Annotated in this window: 13 protein-coding genes; 9 read left to right on the forward strand and 4 right to left on the reverse strand. The window is 35.2% G+C overall.

From position 1 onward, the window contains the following. The first annotated feature begins 38 nt into the window (after positions 1–38). From menC to M666_RS13755, 5 genes are all read left to right on the forward strand, one after another. On the forward strand, positions 39–1,091 hold the full coding sequence (gene menC, locus M666_RS13735; RefSeq protein ID WP_029446325.1) for an o-succinylbenzoate synthase: 1,053 nt from the start codon (positions 39–41) through the stop codon (positions 1,089–1,091). Then, positions 1,082–2,041, forward strand: coding sequence for a CPBP family intramembrane glutamic endopeptidase (locus tag M666_RS13740; protein WP_029446326.1), 960 nt, complete (start codon positions 1,082–1,084; stop codon positions 2,039–2,041). The genes menC and M666_RS13740 overlap by 10 nt, the downstream gene beginning before the upstream one ends. Then, on the forward strand, positions 2,025–3,104 hold the full coding sequence (locus tag M666_RS13745) for an AMP-binding protein (protein WP_029446327.1): 1,080 nt from the start codon (positions 2,025–2,027) through the stop codon (positions 3,102–3,104). Before M666_RS13740 ends, M666_RS13745 begins: the two co-directional genes overlap by 17 nt. A gap of 89 nt (positions 3,105–3,193) precedes the next feature. Continuing rightward, the gene (locus M666_RS13750) at positions 3,194–3,646 is read left to right on the forward strand and encodes a TonB-dependent receptor plug domain-containing protein (RefSeq protein WP_158400246.1); all 453 of its coding nucleotides are present in this window, start codon (positions 3,194–3,196) and stop codon (positions 3,644–3,646) included. Positions 3,647–3,741: 95 nt separating this feature from the next. Beyond that, on the forward strand, positions 3,742–5,088 hold the full coding sequence (locus M666_RS13755) for a M24 family metallopeptidase (RefSeq protein WP_029446329.1): 1,347 nt from the start codon (positions 3,742–3,744) through the stop codon (positions 5,086–5,088). Here the strand turns inward: M666_RS13755 and M666_RS13760 are convergent. Then, positions 5,085–6,713: an acyl-CoA carboxylase subunit beta gene (locus tag M666_RS13760; protein ID WP_025614998.1), complete on the reverse strand. Its 1,629-nt coding sequence runs from the start codon at positions 6,711–6,713 to the stop codon at positions 5,085–5,087. The two genes, M666_RS13755 and M666_RS13760, sit on opposite strands and share 4 nt — an antisense overlap. Before the next feature lie 76 nt (positions 6,714–6,789). Between M666_RS13760 and M666_RS13765 the strand changes: the two genes are divergently transcribed. The 3 genes from M666_RS13765 (at position 6,790) to ettA (ending at position 9,774) form a co-directional block, all read left to right on the forward strand. Next, positions 6,790–7,773, forward strand: coding sequence for a Gfo/Idh/MocA family protein (locus M666_RS13765; RefSeq protein ID WP_029446330.1), 984 nt, complete (start codon positions 6,790–6,792; stop codon positions 7,771–7,773). Between the two features lie 84 nt (positions 7,774–7,857). Further along, entirely contained in the window at positions 7,858–8,034 is a 177-nt protein-coding gene (locus M666_RS20505; protein ID WP_091624683.1) for a CAL67264 family membrane protein, read from the forward strand. 48 nt (positions 8,035–8,082) lie between these two features. Further along, positions 8,083–9,774, forward strand: coding sequence for an energy-dependent translational throttle protein EttA (ettA, locus tag M666_RS13775; protein ID WP_024480598.1), 1,692 nt, complete (start codon positions 8,083–8,085; stop codon positions 9,772–9,774). 209 nt (positions 9,775–9,983) lie between these two features. Here the strand turns inward: ettA and M666_RS13780 are convergent, their stop codons facing one another. Together M666_RS13780 and M666_RS13785 are read right to left on the reverse strand one after the other, a co-directional pair. Next, the gene (locus tag M666_RS13780) at positions 9,984–10,778 is read right to left on the reverse strand and encodes an MBL fold metallo-hydrolase (RefSeq protein WP_029446331.1); all 795 of its coding nucleotides are present in this window, start codon (positions 10,776–10,778) and stop codon (positions 9,984–9,986) included. 8 nt (positions 10,779–10,786) lie between these two features. Then, positions 10,787–11,251 carry a GNAT family N-acetyltransferase gene (locus tag M666_RS13785; RefSeq protein WP_029446332.1) on the reverse strand — a complete coding sequence of 155 codons (465 nt, stop codon included), beginning with the start codon at positions 11,249–11,251 and terminating at the stop codon, positions 10,787–10,789. 152 nt (positions 11,252–11,403) lie between these two features. Between M666_RS13785 and M666_RS13790 the strand changes: the two genes are divergently transcribed. Further along, entirely contained in the window at positions 11,404–12,291 is an 888-nt protein-coding gene (locus M666_RS13790) for a DUF8428 domain-containing protein (protein ID WP_024480601.1), read from the forward strand. 79 nt (positions 12,292–12,370) lie between these two features. Here the strand turns inward: M666_RS13790 and fumC are convergent, their stop codons facing one another. Next, positions 12,371–13,768: a class II fumarate hydratase gene (gene fumC, locus M666_RS13795; protein WP_029446333.1), complete on the reverse strand. Its 1,398-nt coding sequence runs from the start codon at positions 13,766–13,768 to the stop codon at positions 12,371–12,373. Between the last annotated feature and the right edge of the window lie 14 nt (positions 13,769–13,782).

The raw sequence follows: 13,782 nt of genomic DNA on the forward strand, positions 1-13,782 counted from the left end.
TTTAGACCCAAAATATAGTTAAATTTGAATTCTAAATTATGGAAGCAAACTATAAAAAATATATTTTAGATTTTAAACGCCCGAGCGGAACTTCTCGGGGGGTGTTAAAACAAAAAGAAACCTGGTTTATTATCCTTAAATCTAAAGATGAAATAGGAATCGGGGAATGTGGAATTTTAAGAGGTTTAAGTATTGATGATGTTCCTGAATATGAAGCAAAGTTAAAGTGGACATGTGACAATATTCATTTAGGAAAGGATGCGCTGTGGGATGCTTTGATAGCATTTCCAAGCATTCAATTTGGCATAGAACAAGCCTTTTTATCGCTAGCTTCATCCAATTCTTTTGAATTATTTCCTTCAGATTTTATTGAAAAAAAAGCTCCTATACCTATTAACGGTTTAATTTGGATGGGAGATGAAGCTTTTATGCTAGAGCAGATTCAACAAAAATTAGCTAGTGGATTTCGATGTATAAAAATGAAAATTGGCGCCATAGATTTTGAAACAGAACTAAAATTATTGGCTTCTATTCGAAAAAAATACGCTCCTGAAGAAATAGAACTTAGAGTAGATGCCAATGGTGCATTTAAACAAGAGGAGGCTTTGACGAAATTAAAAAAATTAGCAACTTTTAATCTTCATTCCATAGAACAACCTATAAAGCAAGGTAATCCGCATCATATGAGAATGTTATGCAGTGATACACCTTTGCCAATAGCGTTAGATGAAGAATTAATTGGTGTTTTTGATGTAACAAAAAAGCAAGAACTGCTACAAACAATACAACCACAGTATATTATTTTAAAGCCTAGTTTGGTAGGTGGTATAAAAGGCTGTGAAGAGTGGATTGCCATAGCAGAAGGTTTGGGAATAAAATGGTGGATTACTAGTGCTTTAGAAAGCAACGTAGGTTTGAACGCGATAGCACAGTGGACATTTACGTTACGGAGTACGTTACCACAAGGTTTGGGAACAGGAAGTTTGTATACCAATAATTTAGATAGCCCTTTGACTGTGGAGAATGGCAATTTGTATTATAGAAAGAATAAAAATTGGAAAGCTAATTTGATAAGTGATTTATGTATATAGAGCAGGCGTATAAAGGATTAAAGGATTCTTGGAGGTATGTATTAGGGTTTATAATTGTACTAATAGGATGGCAAATTTTGGGGATGATCCCGTTACTAATAGCCATGGCCGTTCATGCAGTAAATGGTGGCGGAATGGTAGCTACTATTCCACAAATGGCAGAAGCTTTTGGAAATAATATGTTTGTTTTTCTTATGCTTATCTCTTTTGCGATAGGCTTACTGGTATTATTTTTAGTAGTGCTTTTTCTGCACCGGCAATCTATCACAGCATTCACAACATCCAGAGCTAAAATAGATTGGAAACGTATCTTTTTTGCTTTTACTTTCTGGGCGGTAATTACTATTTTAATTACTGGGGTTGACATCTATATGTCGCCAGATAATTATGTATGGAATTTTGATGTAAACAAATTTTTGATATTGGCTGTAATAGCTATTTGTTTAGTGCCCTTACAAACAAGCTTTGAGGAATATTTATTTAGAGGTTACCTCCTGCAAAGTCTTGGGATCTTAACGAAGAACAGATGGATACCTTTAGTCGTTACTTCAACTATTTTTGGCTTGATGCATATTTTTAATCCAGAGGTACAGGAGTTAGGCTATGGCATTATGGTGTATTATATTGGCACAGGTTTCTTTTTAGGTATTTTAGCATTGATGGATGAAGGTCTGGAGCTTTCTTTAGGTTTTCATGCAGCAAATAATTTAGTTACGGCGTTATTAGTTACAGCAGATTGGACCGCTTTTCAAACAGATTCTATGTATAGAGATGTGTCAGAACCAGCATTGGGTTGGGACGTTTTTATACCGGTAATTGTAATCTATCCTGCGCTTTTATTTATCTTTTCTAAAGTCTATAATTGGACCAATTGGAAAGAGAAATTAACAGGGAGCGTATTAACGGAAGAGGCATTTTTAGCACAAGAAAATAATGAATTTGAATCATAAGTTTGTTCATCCAAGTTTTAGGTTAAACGGAATTTCGTTTTCATATGAAGCACTAAAAGAAGTAGCCTATTGCTTAATTAAAGAAGGGCTACCCCATGAAAAACCTATTGGAAGTTTTCTTTTAGATTGGGTGAATGAGGATGAATACTTGGAAGTTGCTACTTCCGGCTCCACAGGTGTACCCAAGATTATAAATCTAAGAAAACAACACATGGTAAATTCTGCGATGGCTACCGGTGATTTCTTTGGTCTTGAAGGGGGTAATACCGCTTTACTCTGTTTGCCCGTTGATTTTATAGCAGGTAAAATGATGTTGGTGCGGGCTATGGCTATAGGCTTGGCATTGGATTATGTGGCTCCAAATTCTAATCCTTTAGAAAGTATTACTAAATCTTATGATTTTAGTGCGATGATACCCCTGCAGCTAGAGAATTCCTTGCAAAAACTAAAGCAACTCAAACTATTAATTGTTGGTGGTGCTAAAATGTCAGATTCATTAAAAGTCGCAGTGACTAACAATATTTGTAAGGTGTATGAAACGTATGGTATGACGGAAACTATTACCCATGTTGCACTAAAACCAGTGAACCATTTAGAAGATTCCACCAATACTAATTTTACGGCATTACCCAAAGTAGAATTTAGTACAGATGCTAGAGGGTGTTTGGTTATAAATGCGCCCAATATTTCTGATGAAGAAGTGGTGACAAATGATTTGGTGGCGTTAGTTTCTTCAACAGAATTTGAGTGGATAGGTAGGTATGATGCTATAATTAACTCCGGGGGTATTAAATTGTTTCCAGAAAAAATTGAAGCCAAAATTTCTAAAGTAATTAATGTTGATTTTTTCGTAGCAGGAATTTATGATACAGTATTAGGCCAAAAGCTAGTGCTGATAACCGAAGGGAATGTGGATAAGGCACAGTTATGGAACACGCTTCAGAATTTGGACACTTTAGACAAATTTGAGATGCCCAAAGAAATTTACGCTGTAACATCTTTTATCAAAACAGCTAATGGAAAAATTCAGCGTGCAAAAACAGTAGCCTTAATTTCTAAATAGTCTGGCTCATTCAAACGTACACATCCCTAAGTTAAGGTTTCTAATTGTCTTTTAGTGGCGTAAGTTTATAGGAACTTAAAACTAAAATGATGAAAAATAGTTTATTTGCACCAATTATTTTATTAACGTTATCCTTGAATGCTCAAGTAATTTCAGATCCGGTTTTAGAAAATAACCTCGCTGGTATTTCTGGATTTTGTAATGCGTCGGTACAATTTTCAAACGGCTTGGTCCATGGAGTTGCAGTAGCTGATGACATTTACCCGTTTAAGCTGTATGAGATTGATAGCGCACACTTAAATAGTCAACAAGATCTTTATACCGCAATACAGCGTGCAGCGCCGGGAGTAAGTATCGCCAATACGCAGCTGGGACAAATACCGGTGATTACTATGCGTGGTGATCCTAATACGGTAGTAATTGTTGATGGTGTTCGTTATGATACGTCTATATTACATACGCTTAACCCTCAAGATATAGAGCACATTAGTGTGGCTACAAGTAGTATTTCAAATAATTATTTGGGGTATACATTAAATTAGAACGTGTTACCTGGTAGATTTTAATAAAGTGTCGAAAGACACTTTATTCTTTTTTAATATTTTGTATTTTCAGGCTTGATTTTAAATCGACCACTATGAAAATAACCATGTTAAGTTTTGCATTATTTTGTGTTGTATGTAGTTTTGCGCAACAAATTCTCCCAGAAGTAGAAAGAGCTACCGTAGTAGACGAAATTTTAGAAGAGCGCTTTAATGTTTTACTTCCAGAATTGATGGATACTGCAGCTATTGATATGTGGGTGGTAATTTCTAGAGAATACAATGAAGATCCTGTTCTTAAAACCATGCTCCCTGCTACTTGGTTAAATGCGCGTAGAAGAACAATACTTCTTTTCTACAGGAACAAATCAAAAAATACTATTGAAAAACTAGCCGTGGCACGTTATGATGTGGGTAAAAGTATTGTTTCTGCTTGGGATAAAGAAAAGCAACCAGACCAATGGAAAAGACTTATAGAATTAATTAAAGAACGTAACCCAAATAAGATTGGGTTAAATTTCTCTAAAGATCATAATATCGCTGATGGTTTAGATAAAACAGATTATGATGAGTTCATGAGCTATTTACCTAAGAAAATGCATTCCAAAGTAATCTCTGCAGAACAACTTGCAGTGCGTTGGATAGAAACGCGTACGCCTCGTGAAATGGTTATTTACAATCAATTGGTAGACATAACACATGATATTATCGCAGAAGCATTTTCAGAAAAAGTAATTACTCCAGGGGTTACGACCACAACAGAAGTGGAGTGGTGGATGCGTCAAAAGGTAACAGATTTAGGCTTGGAAACTTGGTTTCATCCTACGGTAGATGTGCAACGCAGTAGTGAAAAATTAGTAGATCATTTGTATTCCTTTTCAGGAAGACCTGATGGCCTGACTATTGTACCCGGAGACTTGTTGCATTGCGATTTTGGCATTACGTATTTAAGGTTAAATACTGATTGTCAAGAATTGGCTTATGTGTTACAACCAGAAGAAAAACAAGCGCCCAAGTTTTTGGTGGAAGGCTTAAAAGACGGGAATATCGTTCAAGATTTTCTGACAAATAATATGATTGAAGGGAGAACAGGAAATGAAATTTTAGCGAAATCATTACAGGAAGCTAAGGTTGCCGGTCTTAGGCCCTCAATTTATACACATCCTTTAGGTTTGTATGGTCATTCGGCAGGAACAACGATAGGCATGTGGGATGCTCAAGATGGAGTAATGAAAGACGATGGAGATAAATACCCCTTAAACAAAAATACCGTTTACGCTATAGAATTGAATACCACGATTACAGTTCCAGAATGGAACAGAGATATTCGTATTATGCTTGAAGAAGCAGGTTTCTATGGCGAAAACGGATTTAGATATGTAAATGGCAGACAAACGGAATTACTTCTTATTCCGCGTATAAAAAATCATCAAGGGAATTAAACTTGAATAACGCCTAAATTAAAAGGTTTTTCTATGGGAGCATGATTCGCAGCATCAATTCCCATAGAAATCCATTTACGAGTATCTAACGGGTCAATAATGCCATCGGTCCATAAACGCGATGCCGCATAATATGGAGAAACCTGATCATCATATCGGTTCTTTATCTTGCTAAATAATTCGGCCTCTTTCTCAGGAGTAATCTCTTCTCCTTTTTTCTTTAAAGAAGCTTTTTCTATTTGCAATAATACCTTAGCGGCAGAATTACCACTCATTACGGCTAGTTCAGCACTAGGCCATGCAACAATTAATCGTGGGTCATAAGCTTTACCGCACATTGCGTAATTACCAGCGCCATAACTATTTCCAATAACAATCGTAAATTTAGGGACTACAGAATTACTCACAGCATTCACCATTTTAGCACCATCTTTTATAATACCGCCATGTTCACTTTTGCTGCCTACCATAAAGCCGGTAACGTCTTGTAGAAAGACTAACGGAATTTTCTTTTGGTTGCAATTGGCAATAAAACGGGTTGCCTTATCTGCAGAATCGGAATAAATAACGCCTCCAAATTGCATTTCTCCATTGGTGGTTTTTACCACCTTACGTTGGTTAGCTACGATACCTACAGCCCAACCATCAATACGTGCATAACCTGTTAATATGGTTTTACCGTACCCTTCTTTATATTGTTCAAAATCAGAATCATCTACTAACCGTTTAATAATTTCAACCATATCATACTGGTCAGATCTTGATTTAGGTAAGATCCCGTAAATGTCTTGCGGATTTTCTTTTGGTTTTTCAGCCTTTATTCTGTTATAGCCAGCTTTGTCAAAATCACCAATCTTACTCATGATGTTTTTAATGGTATCTAAGGCATCAGCATCATCTTTAGATTTATAATCGGTTACGCCACTTATTTCACAATGTGTAGTAGCACCGCCCAATGTTTCGTTATCGATACTTTCGCCAATAGCAGCTTTCACCAAATAACTTCCTGCTAAAAAAATACTTGCAGTTTTGTCTACAATTAGTGCTTCGTCACTCATAATTGGTAAATAAGCACCACCAGCAACACAACTCCCCATAACGGCAGATATTTGTGTGATCCCCATACTGCTCATCACGGCGTTATTTCTAAAAATACGCCCGAAATGCTCTTTGTCTGGGAAAATTTCATCTTGCATGGGCAAATAAACACCAGCACTATCAACCAAGTAAATAATTGGTAATTTGTTTTCTATGGCAATTTCTTGAGCTCTTAAATTCTTCTTGGCAGTAATAGGAAACCAAGCTCCTGCTTTAACAGTAGCGTCATTGGCTACCACAATACATTGTTTACCTTTTACATATCCAATTTTAACAACAACCCCTCCAGAAGGGCATCCGCCATGCTCTTTATACATACCGTCGCCAACAAATGCACCAATTTCTATAGCATCTGCTTTATCATCTAATAAATAATCAATACGCTCTCTGGCAGTCATTTTCCCTTGAGCATGTTGTTTTTCAATTCTACTTTTTCCGCCTCCTAATTTAACGGCAGTCAGTCTTTTTTTTAATGCTGATAAAAGTAATTTATTATGATCTTCGTTTTTATTGAAGTTGATATCCATACGTATTAAAATTTCTTTAATGGGTATAAATATAAGGAGTAATTATTGATTAACTTTGATAATATATAAAGAGAAAATGAAACAAAAACTACGTTGGGGAATAGTAGGATTGGGCAGTATCGCAAATCACTTTGTGAAAGATTTAGCTTTAGTTGAAGATTCTGAATTGGTAGCTGTAGCTTCCAGAAGTATTGAAAAAGCGGAGGAATTCTCAAAACATTACGCCTCAAAATATGCATTTGGTAGTTATGAAGAGCTATTTAAATGTCCAGAAGTAGATGTGATCTATATTGCAACACCACATTCTTTTCATGCTAAATTGGCTATTGATGCAATGTATTACGGGAAGCATATTTTATGTGAGAAACCTTTAGGGGTGAATACGGAAGAGGTTACAAAAATGATTGCCGCAGCGAAGGAGAATAATGTTTTTTTGATGGAAGCCTTATGGAGCCGTTTTAATCCTACCATCCAGAAAGTAACAGAATTAATTGCCGAGGGTGTTTTAGGTGCTATTAAATATATACAGGCAGATTTTGCATTCCCAGCCTTGCATAGAGATGATGAGAATAGGTTATTAAACCCCAATTTAGCAGGAGGTTCTTTATTAGATATAGGGATTTATCCTGTTTTTTTGTCCTATTTAATTTTAGGGAATCCTGAGGCCATTATGGCTTCTTCTAAATTTTATAAAACGGGAATAGAAATGCAAACGGCTATGATTTTTGACTATCCAGATGCTCAGGCTGTTCTGTATAGTGGGTTAAATTCTAAATCGGAAATGAAAGCTGAAATTTCAGGAACTAAAGGAACCATTTTTATAGACCCGAAATGGCATGAAGCGCAAGGTTTTGAGTTGGAACTTAATCAAGAAATTACGAAATTTGACTTACCTACGGAAGGTAGGGGGTATTATTATGAGATTTTAGAAGTTCAAAACTGTTTAGCAAACGAAGCTATAGAAAGCACATATTGGAGTCATGAAGATAGCATGAATTTAATAGGACTATTAGATACAATAAGAGCAAAAGCGGGAATTGTTTTTCCTTTTGAAGAATAAAAGTTGCAGTTTCTAAATAGAAAACTCCTTAAAATAACGATATTTGACCCCACCAACGAACTAAAATTACAAGATATTATGGGAATGAATAAAAACACGGTACTCGCATGGGCTACTTTTATAATGATTTTTGTAGGATTATCTTTAATAGCTTTAGGAGCTTTTAGGTACTACGAGGTTGCAGGCTATGGTTTTGCAGCTGTTGGAATCGGATTTTTAGCAATTGCTTGGGTTTTTAATGCTTTAAAAGGAAGAGTTTAAATTTTACCACAAAATAAAGTACAAACAATTAAATATAGTTAAACACATATGTCTGACGATAAGAAAGTAATTTTCTCCATGTCTGGGGTTACAAAAACCTTTAAAACGGCAAATACTCCAGTATTAAAAAATATTTACCTTAGCTTTTTTTACGGCGCTAAAATTGGAATTTTAGGTCTCAACGGATCAGGTAAATCAACACTTCTAAAAATTATAGCGGGTGCCGATAAAAACTACCAAGGCGATGTTGTTTTTTCTCCAGGATACCGCGTAGGCTATTTAGAGCAAGAACCACAATTAGATGAAGAAAAGACGGTTCTAGAAATTGTAAAAGAAGGTGTAGCCGATACGGTCGCTATTCTTGATGAGTACAATAAGATAAATGATATGTTTGGATTAGAAGAAGTATATTCTGATGCAGATAAGATGGATAAGCTAATGGCGCGCCAAGCAGAATTACAGGATCAGATAGATGCTTCTAATGCTTGGGAGTTAGATACGAAACTAGAAATTGCTATGGATGCTTTACGCACGCCAGAGCCAGATAAAAAAATAGGAGTATTATCTGGAGGAGAGCGTAGACGTGTTGCTTTATGTCGCTTATTATTACAAGAACCTGAAATTTTATTATTAGATGAGCCTACGAACCACTTGGATGCAGAATCTGTACATTGGTTAGAACATCATTTAGCAGAATACAAGGGTACTGTTATAGCCGTAACGCATGATAGGTACTTTTTGGATAATGTTGCCGGTTGGATTTTAGAATTGGATAGAGGTGAAGGTATTCCTTGGAAAGGGAACTATTCTAGCTGGTTAGATCAGAAATCTAAACGTATGGCAGATGAAAGTAAAGTAGCTTCTAAACGCCAAAAGACCTTAGAGCGGGAATTAGAATGGGTACGTCAAGGAGCAAAAGGACGTCAAACAAAGCAAAAAGCGCGTTTGAATAACTATGATAAGTTAATGAGTCAAGATCAAAAACAACTTGATGAAAAACTAGAAATTTATATTCCTAACGGACCTCGTTTAGGGACAAATGTAATTGAAGCTATTGGTGTAAGTAAAGCTTACGGAGATAAGCTGTTATATGAAGATCTTAATTTTAAACTTCCTCAAGCAGGTATTGTAGGTGTTATTGGTCCAAACGGTGCCGGTAAAACAACCATTTTTAGAATGGTCATGGGAGAAGAGAATGCGGATAAGGGTGAATTTGTAGTGGGAGAAACTGCTAAAATTGCGTATGTAGATCAGAGTCACTCTAATATAGATCCAGAAAAAACTATTTGGCAAAACTTTAGTGACGAACAAGAAATGATTATGATGGGTGGCCGTCAAGTAAATTCTCGTGCGTACCTAAGTAGATTTAACTTTTCAGGAAGTGAACAAAATAAAAAAGTGAACATGTTGTCTGGAGGTGAACGTAACCGTTTACACTTAGCCATGACATTGAAGGAAGAAGGCAACGTACTTCTTTTGGATGAGCCTACGAATGATCTTGATGTAAACACCTTAAGAGCTTTGGAAGAAGGTTTAGAGAATTTTGCAGGTTGTGCGGTAGTTATTTCTCACGACCGTTGGTTTTTAGATCGTATTTGTACCCACATTTTAGCTTTTGAAGGAGATTCTCAGGTATATTTCTTTGAAGGATCATTCTCTGATTATGAAGAGAACAAGAAGAAACGTTTGGGTGGCGATTTAATGCCGAAACGTATCAAGTACAAAAAACTGATTCGTTAAGTATCGAATTGTTTGACTTTAAAAAGGCCTTCCAAAATGTGGAAGGCCTTTTTATTTTGATATTTTGTAAATCGTTATAATTTGTTAACGCGGTCTATTAAAAATGCAATTCTTTTGACATTTTCATAAGGTTATCTACTAATAAGCTGAGACATATAATCAATGTAATTACTACGGTGCCTAGAATATTTTCTGATGCTGCAGGATTTTTAATAATCCATTTTCGGGTACCAATCCAATTGAATTACTTCAATAGTTGGGTCACCTTCATTGACCAATTTTCTGAATTTAACAACATCACTCACCTCTGGTTTCCCTCTATAATGATATGGGTATACTTGTTTTGGTTTAAACGCTAAAACAGCACTGGCAGCACTTTCTTCTGTCATCGTATAGGGTAGGTTCATACAAATGAAAGCTTTATCAATATTTTTTAACGCACGCATTTCTGGTATGTCTTCGGTATCTCCTGAGAAATAAATGCGCTCATCACCTTTACTTAATACATAACCGTTTCCTCTCCCTTTGGTATGGAATTGTAAAGCTTCTTCTCTAAGGTTGTACATTGGTATAGCTTCTATCGTAATACCGTCAAATTCTTGTGTAGCTCCATTTGCTAAAATATGTAGCTGAGCAGCATATTTTTCTGGTAGTTTGTCCGCTACAGCCTGTGGAACTATTATTTTAGTAGTAGAGAGGTCTAAAGAATCTAGAGTTTCAACACTTAAATGATCTCCGTGTATATCTGTAATCAGTAAAATAGTTGGATTCTTTTGATCACTATAGGCGGCTGCTCCTCCAACGGGATCAATGTATATGGTGGTTTCTCCCCATTGCAAAACAGCAGAAGCATGTTCTATGGGTGTTACGTTTACCACCTCCTTAGTGGTTGCTATTGTTTCTGTTACTTCAGGTGGCGTTTCTGAAACAGGATCTTTCTTTTTATTCTCTTTACAAGCTATTGCTAAAAGTCCTAAAAGGCTTAGGGTAACTAACTTTTTCATAAGTGTTTTTATTTTAATTGTAATTCCATTTTAATATCACTTCGTTCATACGGTAAGTCCTTTTCTATAGGAACTATTTCGAAATTATATTTTTCATAAAGGTAGAGGGCGTGTGGTAATTTTGTACTTGAATACAATATAATTTTATCCCAATTGCTTTCCTTTCCAAAAGCTATAGCAAATTTTAAAAGCTCTTGTCCAATTCCAAGTCCTTGGTATTTTTCGCTAACCGCCATCTTTCCTAACTCAAAAGTGCTAGTATTAATTTTAAGAAACGAAAAACAGCCAACGATTTTTCCTTCATACTTTGCAAAGAAAATATGACCATCTTTTTTCAGAATAGTGTTTTCACAATCATTAAGAAGTTCTTTATCCTTTTCTTCTACATAAAAATATTTTTTTAACCATTCTACATTCAAATCGTGAAAGGCTTTGGAATGTATTGGTTCATAGGGTATTATAGTGATTGCCATATTTTATTGTTTTAAAACACCTTAAAATTAAGGCATTTGTGAACTATTTTTTGCCTAAAAAATCTAAAAATAAGTTTAAAACGTATATATTTCTGATACAAACAAACGCCCTCGTAAGAGGAAAACTAAAAAGAACTTTAATTTTTTAAATTATGGCAGAAACAAAAAGTAACAATGGATTAAAAGTAATAGCTGGTCTATTACTAGTATTGTTGGTTGGATTGGTAATTTATACCGTGAGTCTTTATAAAGAAAAGCAAGACAACACAGACAAGCTTAGCAAAGAAAAAGAATTAGTTGTTGAAGATTTAACAAGCTTACGTTCTGAATATGACAAAGCAATTTTAGAAAGCAATGCAACTAATGAAGAATTAGTTAGTGCAAGAGATAATATTGCAAAATACATAGATTCTGTAAAAACGATGAAACTTGATATTTCTGCTTTAGGAAAATACAGAAGACAAGTGAGTATTTTAACTAAAGAAAGACAACAATTAATCAGAAAAGTAGATTCTCTTACACGTTCTAACGGAAGATTAGTAATGGAAAGAGATAGTACTTTCACAGAATTAGAAAAGCAAACAGTTTTCAACGATTCTTTAGTAGTTCAAAATACACAATTAGCAAATGTTGTTGAAAGAGGTTCAGCATTAAACATTTCTAAATTAGCTGTAGATGCAGTAAAAGAGCGTAATAGTGGTAAATTAGTATCTACTTCTAGAGCTGGTGCAACAGATAAATTTAAAGTTTGTTTTACATTAACAAACAATACCATTGCTCAAGCAGGTGATAAAGCTTTTTATATTGAGGTATTAGATCCTCAAGGAAATGTATTAGGAGAGAGTTTTACTAAAACTAGTGATGCTGGAGCTTCTGTAACGTATAGTAAAGCAACTTCTTTCTACTATGAGAACAAAGCTTTAGATGTTTGTGATTATATCAATAAGCCATCAGGTGATTTCCAAAAAGGAAACTATATGGTTAATGTTTATGACAACAAGCTTAAATTATTAGGAACTAGCAAGTTCACTTTAAAATAGTCTTAGACTAACCATTAACAAAAAAGGGGTAATCTTTCATAAGAGTACCCCTTTCTTTTTATACTATATTTCTTAGTTACTATTTTAATGTTCCAACCATTTCTTCTGGTTTTACCCAATCATCATAGTCTTCAGCAGATACATAACCTAAATTAACGGCTTCTTCTTTTAAAGTAGTTCCGTTTTTATGAGCTGTGTTCGCGATTTCAGCAGCTTTGTAATATCCTATTTTAGTATTCAAAGCCGTAACGAGCATTAATGAATTATTAAGTAATTGCTTAATAACTTCATGATTTGGCTCAATACCTACCGCACAATTTTCTTCAAAACTTACACAAGCATCTCCAATTAATTCGGCAGATTGTAAAATGTTTGCAGCCATCATAGGTTTAAAAACATTAAGTTCATAATGTCCTTGAGTGCCACCAACACTAATAGCAACATCGTTACCCATAACTTGTGCACAAACCATAGTTAGTGCTTCACATTGCGTAGGGTTTACTTTTCCTGGCATAATAGAACTTCCTGGTTCATTAGCAGGGATAATGATTTCTCCAATACCTGAGCGTGGTCCTGATGCCATCATTCTAATATCATTAGCAATTTTATTTAAAGAAACAGCTAATTGTTTTAAGGCACCATGGCTTTCAACAATAGCATCATGCGCAGCTAGAGCCTCAAATTTATTTTCAGCAGTTACAAAAGGTAATCCTGTAAACTCTGCAATAAAATCTGCCACCATCACATCATATCCTTCCGGCGTATTTAAACCAGTTCCTACAGCAGTTCCTCCAAGAGCAAGTTCTGCTAAATGTGGTAATGTATTTTTTAATGCTTTTAATCCGTGATCTAATTGAGATACATATCCAGAAAATTCTTGTCCTAAGGTTAGGGGAGTGGCATCCATTAAATGGGTACGTCCAATTTTTACAACGTTTTTAAATTCGATAGTTTTTTTATGTAACGTATCTCTTAATTGTGTAATTCCAGGAATAGTGACCTCAACTATTTTCTTATAAGCGGCAATATGCATCCCGGTAGGAAACGTATCATTAGAAGATTGAGATTTGTTAACATCGTCATTGGGTTGTATTACCTTGTCGCCTTCACCAATAACCTTACCAGCAAGTTCTTGCGCTCTATTGGCAATAACTTCATTAACGTTCATATTACTTTGGGTACCAGAACCTGTTTGCCAAATAACTAAAGGAAATTGATCGTCATGTTTTTTAGATAGAATTTCATCACAGACTTTTGCGATTAGATCTCTTTTTTCTTCAGTAAGAACACCTAATTTATGGTTGGCGTAGGCAGCAGCTTTTTTTAAATAAGCAAAACCATAGACAATATCTAATGGCATAGAGCCTACAGGACCTATCTTAAAGTTGTTTCTTGAGCGTTGTGTTTGTGCGCCCCAGTATTTGTCGGAAGGGACTTCTACGTTGCCCATCGTATCTTTTTCTATTCTATAACTCATAAGAAATTTATTAA

The organism is Cellulophaga baltica 18 (assembly GCF_000468615.2).
GTDB lineage: Bacteria > Bacteroidota > Bacteroidia > Flavobacteriales > Flavobacteriaceae > Cellulophaga > Cellulophaga baltica.

Bases quoted from the DNA above. Each gene is read 5' to 3' on its own strand.
- menC (WP_029446325.1), top strand. From the start codon at position 39: ATGGAAGCAAACTATAAAAAATATATTTTAGATTTTAAACGCCCGAGC.
- M666_RS13740 (WP_029446326.1), top strand. From the start codon at position 1,082: ATGTATATAGAGCAGGCGTATAAAGGATTAAAGGATTCTTGGAGGTAT.
- M666_RS13745 (WP_029446327.1), top strand. From the start codon at position 2,025: ATGAATTTGAATCATAAGTTTGTTCATCCAAGTTTTAGGTTAAACGGA.
- M666_RS13750 (WP_158400246.1), top strand. From the start codon at position 3,194: ATGAAAAATAGTTTATTTGCACCAATTATTTTATTAACGTTATCCTTG.
- M666_RS13755 (WP_029446329.1), top strand. From the start codon at position 3,742: ATGAAAATAACCATGTTAAGTTTTGCATTATTTTGTGTTGTATGTAGT.
- M666_RS13760 (WP_025614998.1), bottom strand. From the start codon at position 6,713: ATGGATATCAACTTCAATAAAAACGAAGATCATAATAAATTACTTTTA.
- M666_RS13765 (WP_029446330.1), top strand. From the start codon at position 6,790: ATGAAACAAAAACTACGTTGGGGAATAGTAGGATTGGGCAGTATCGCA.
- M666_RS20505 (WP_091624683.1), top strand. From the start codon at position 7,858: ATGAATAAAAACACGGTACTCGCATGGGCTACTTTTATAATGATTTTT.
- ettA (WP_024480598.1), top strand. From the start codon at position 8,083: ATGTCTGACGATAAGAAAGTAATTTTCTCCATGTCTGGGGTTACAAAA.
- M666_RS13780 (WP_029446331.1), bottom strand. From the start codon at position 10,778: ATGAAAAAGTTAGTTACCCTAAGCCTTTTAGGACTTTTAGCAATAGCT.
- M666_RS13785 (WP_029446332.1), bottom strand. From the start codon at position 11,251: ATGGCAATCACTATAATACCCTATGAACCAATACATTCCAAAGCCTTT.
- M666_RS13790 (WP_024480601.1), top strand. From the start codon at position 11,404: ATGGCAGAAACAAAAAGTAACAATGGATTAAAAGTAATAGCTGGTCTA.
- fumC (WP_029446333.1), bottom strand. From the start codon at position 13,768: ATGAGTTATAGAATAGAAAAAGATACGATGGGCAACGTAGAAGTCCCT.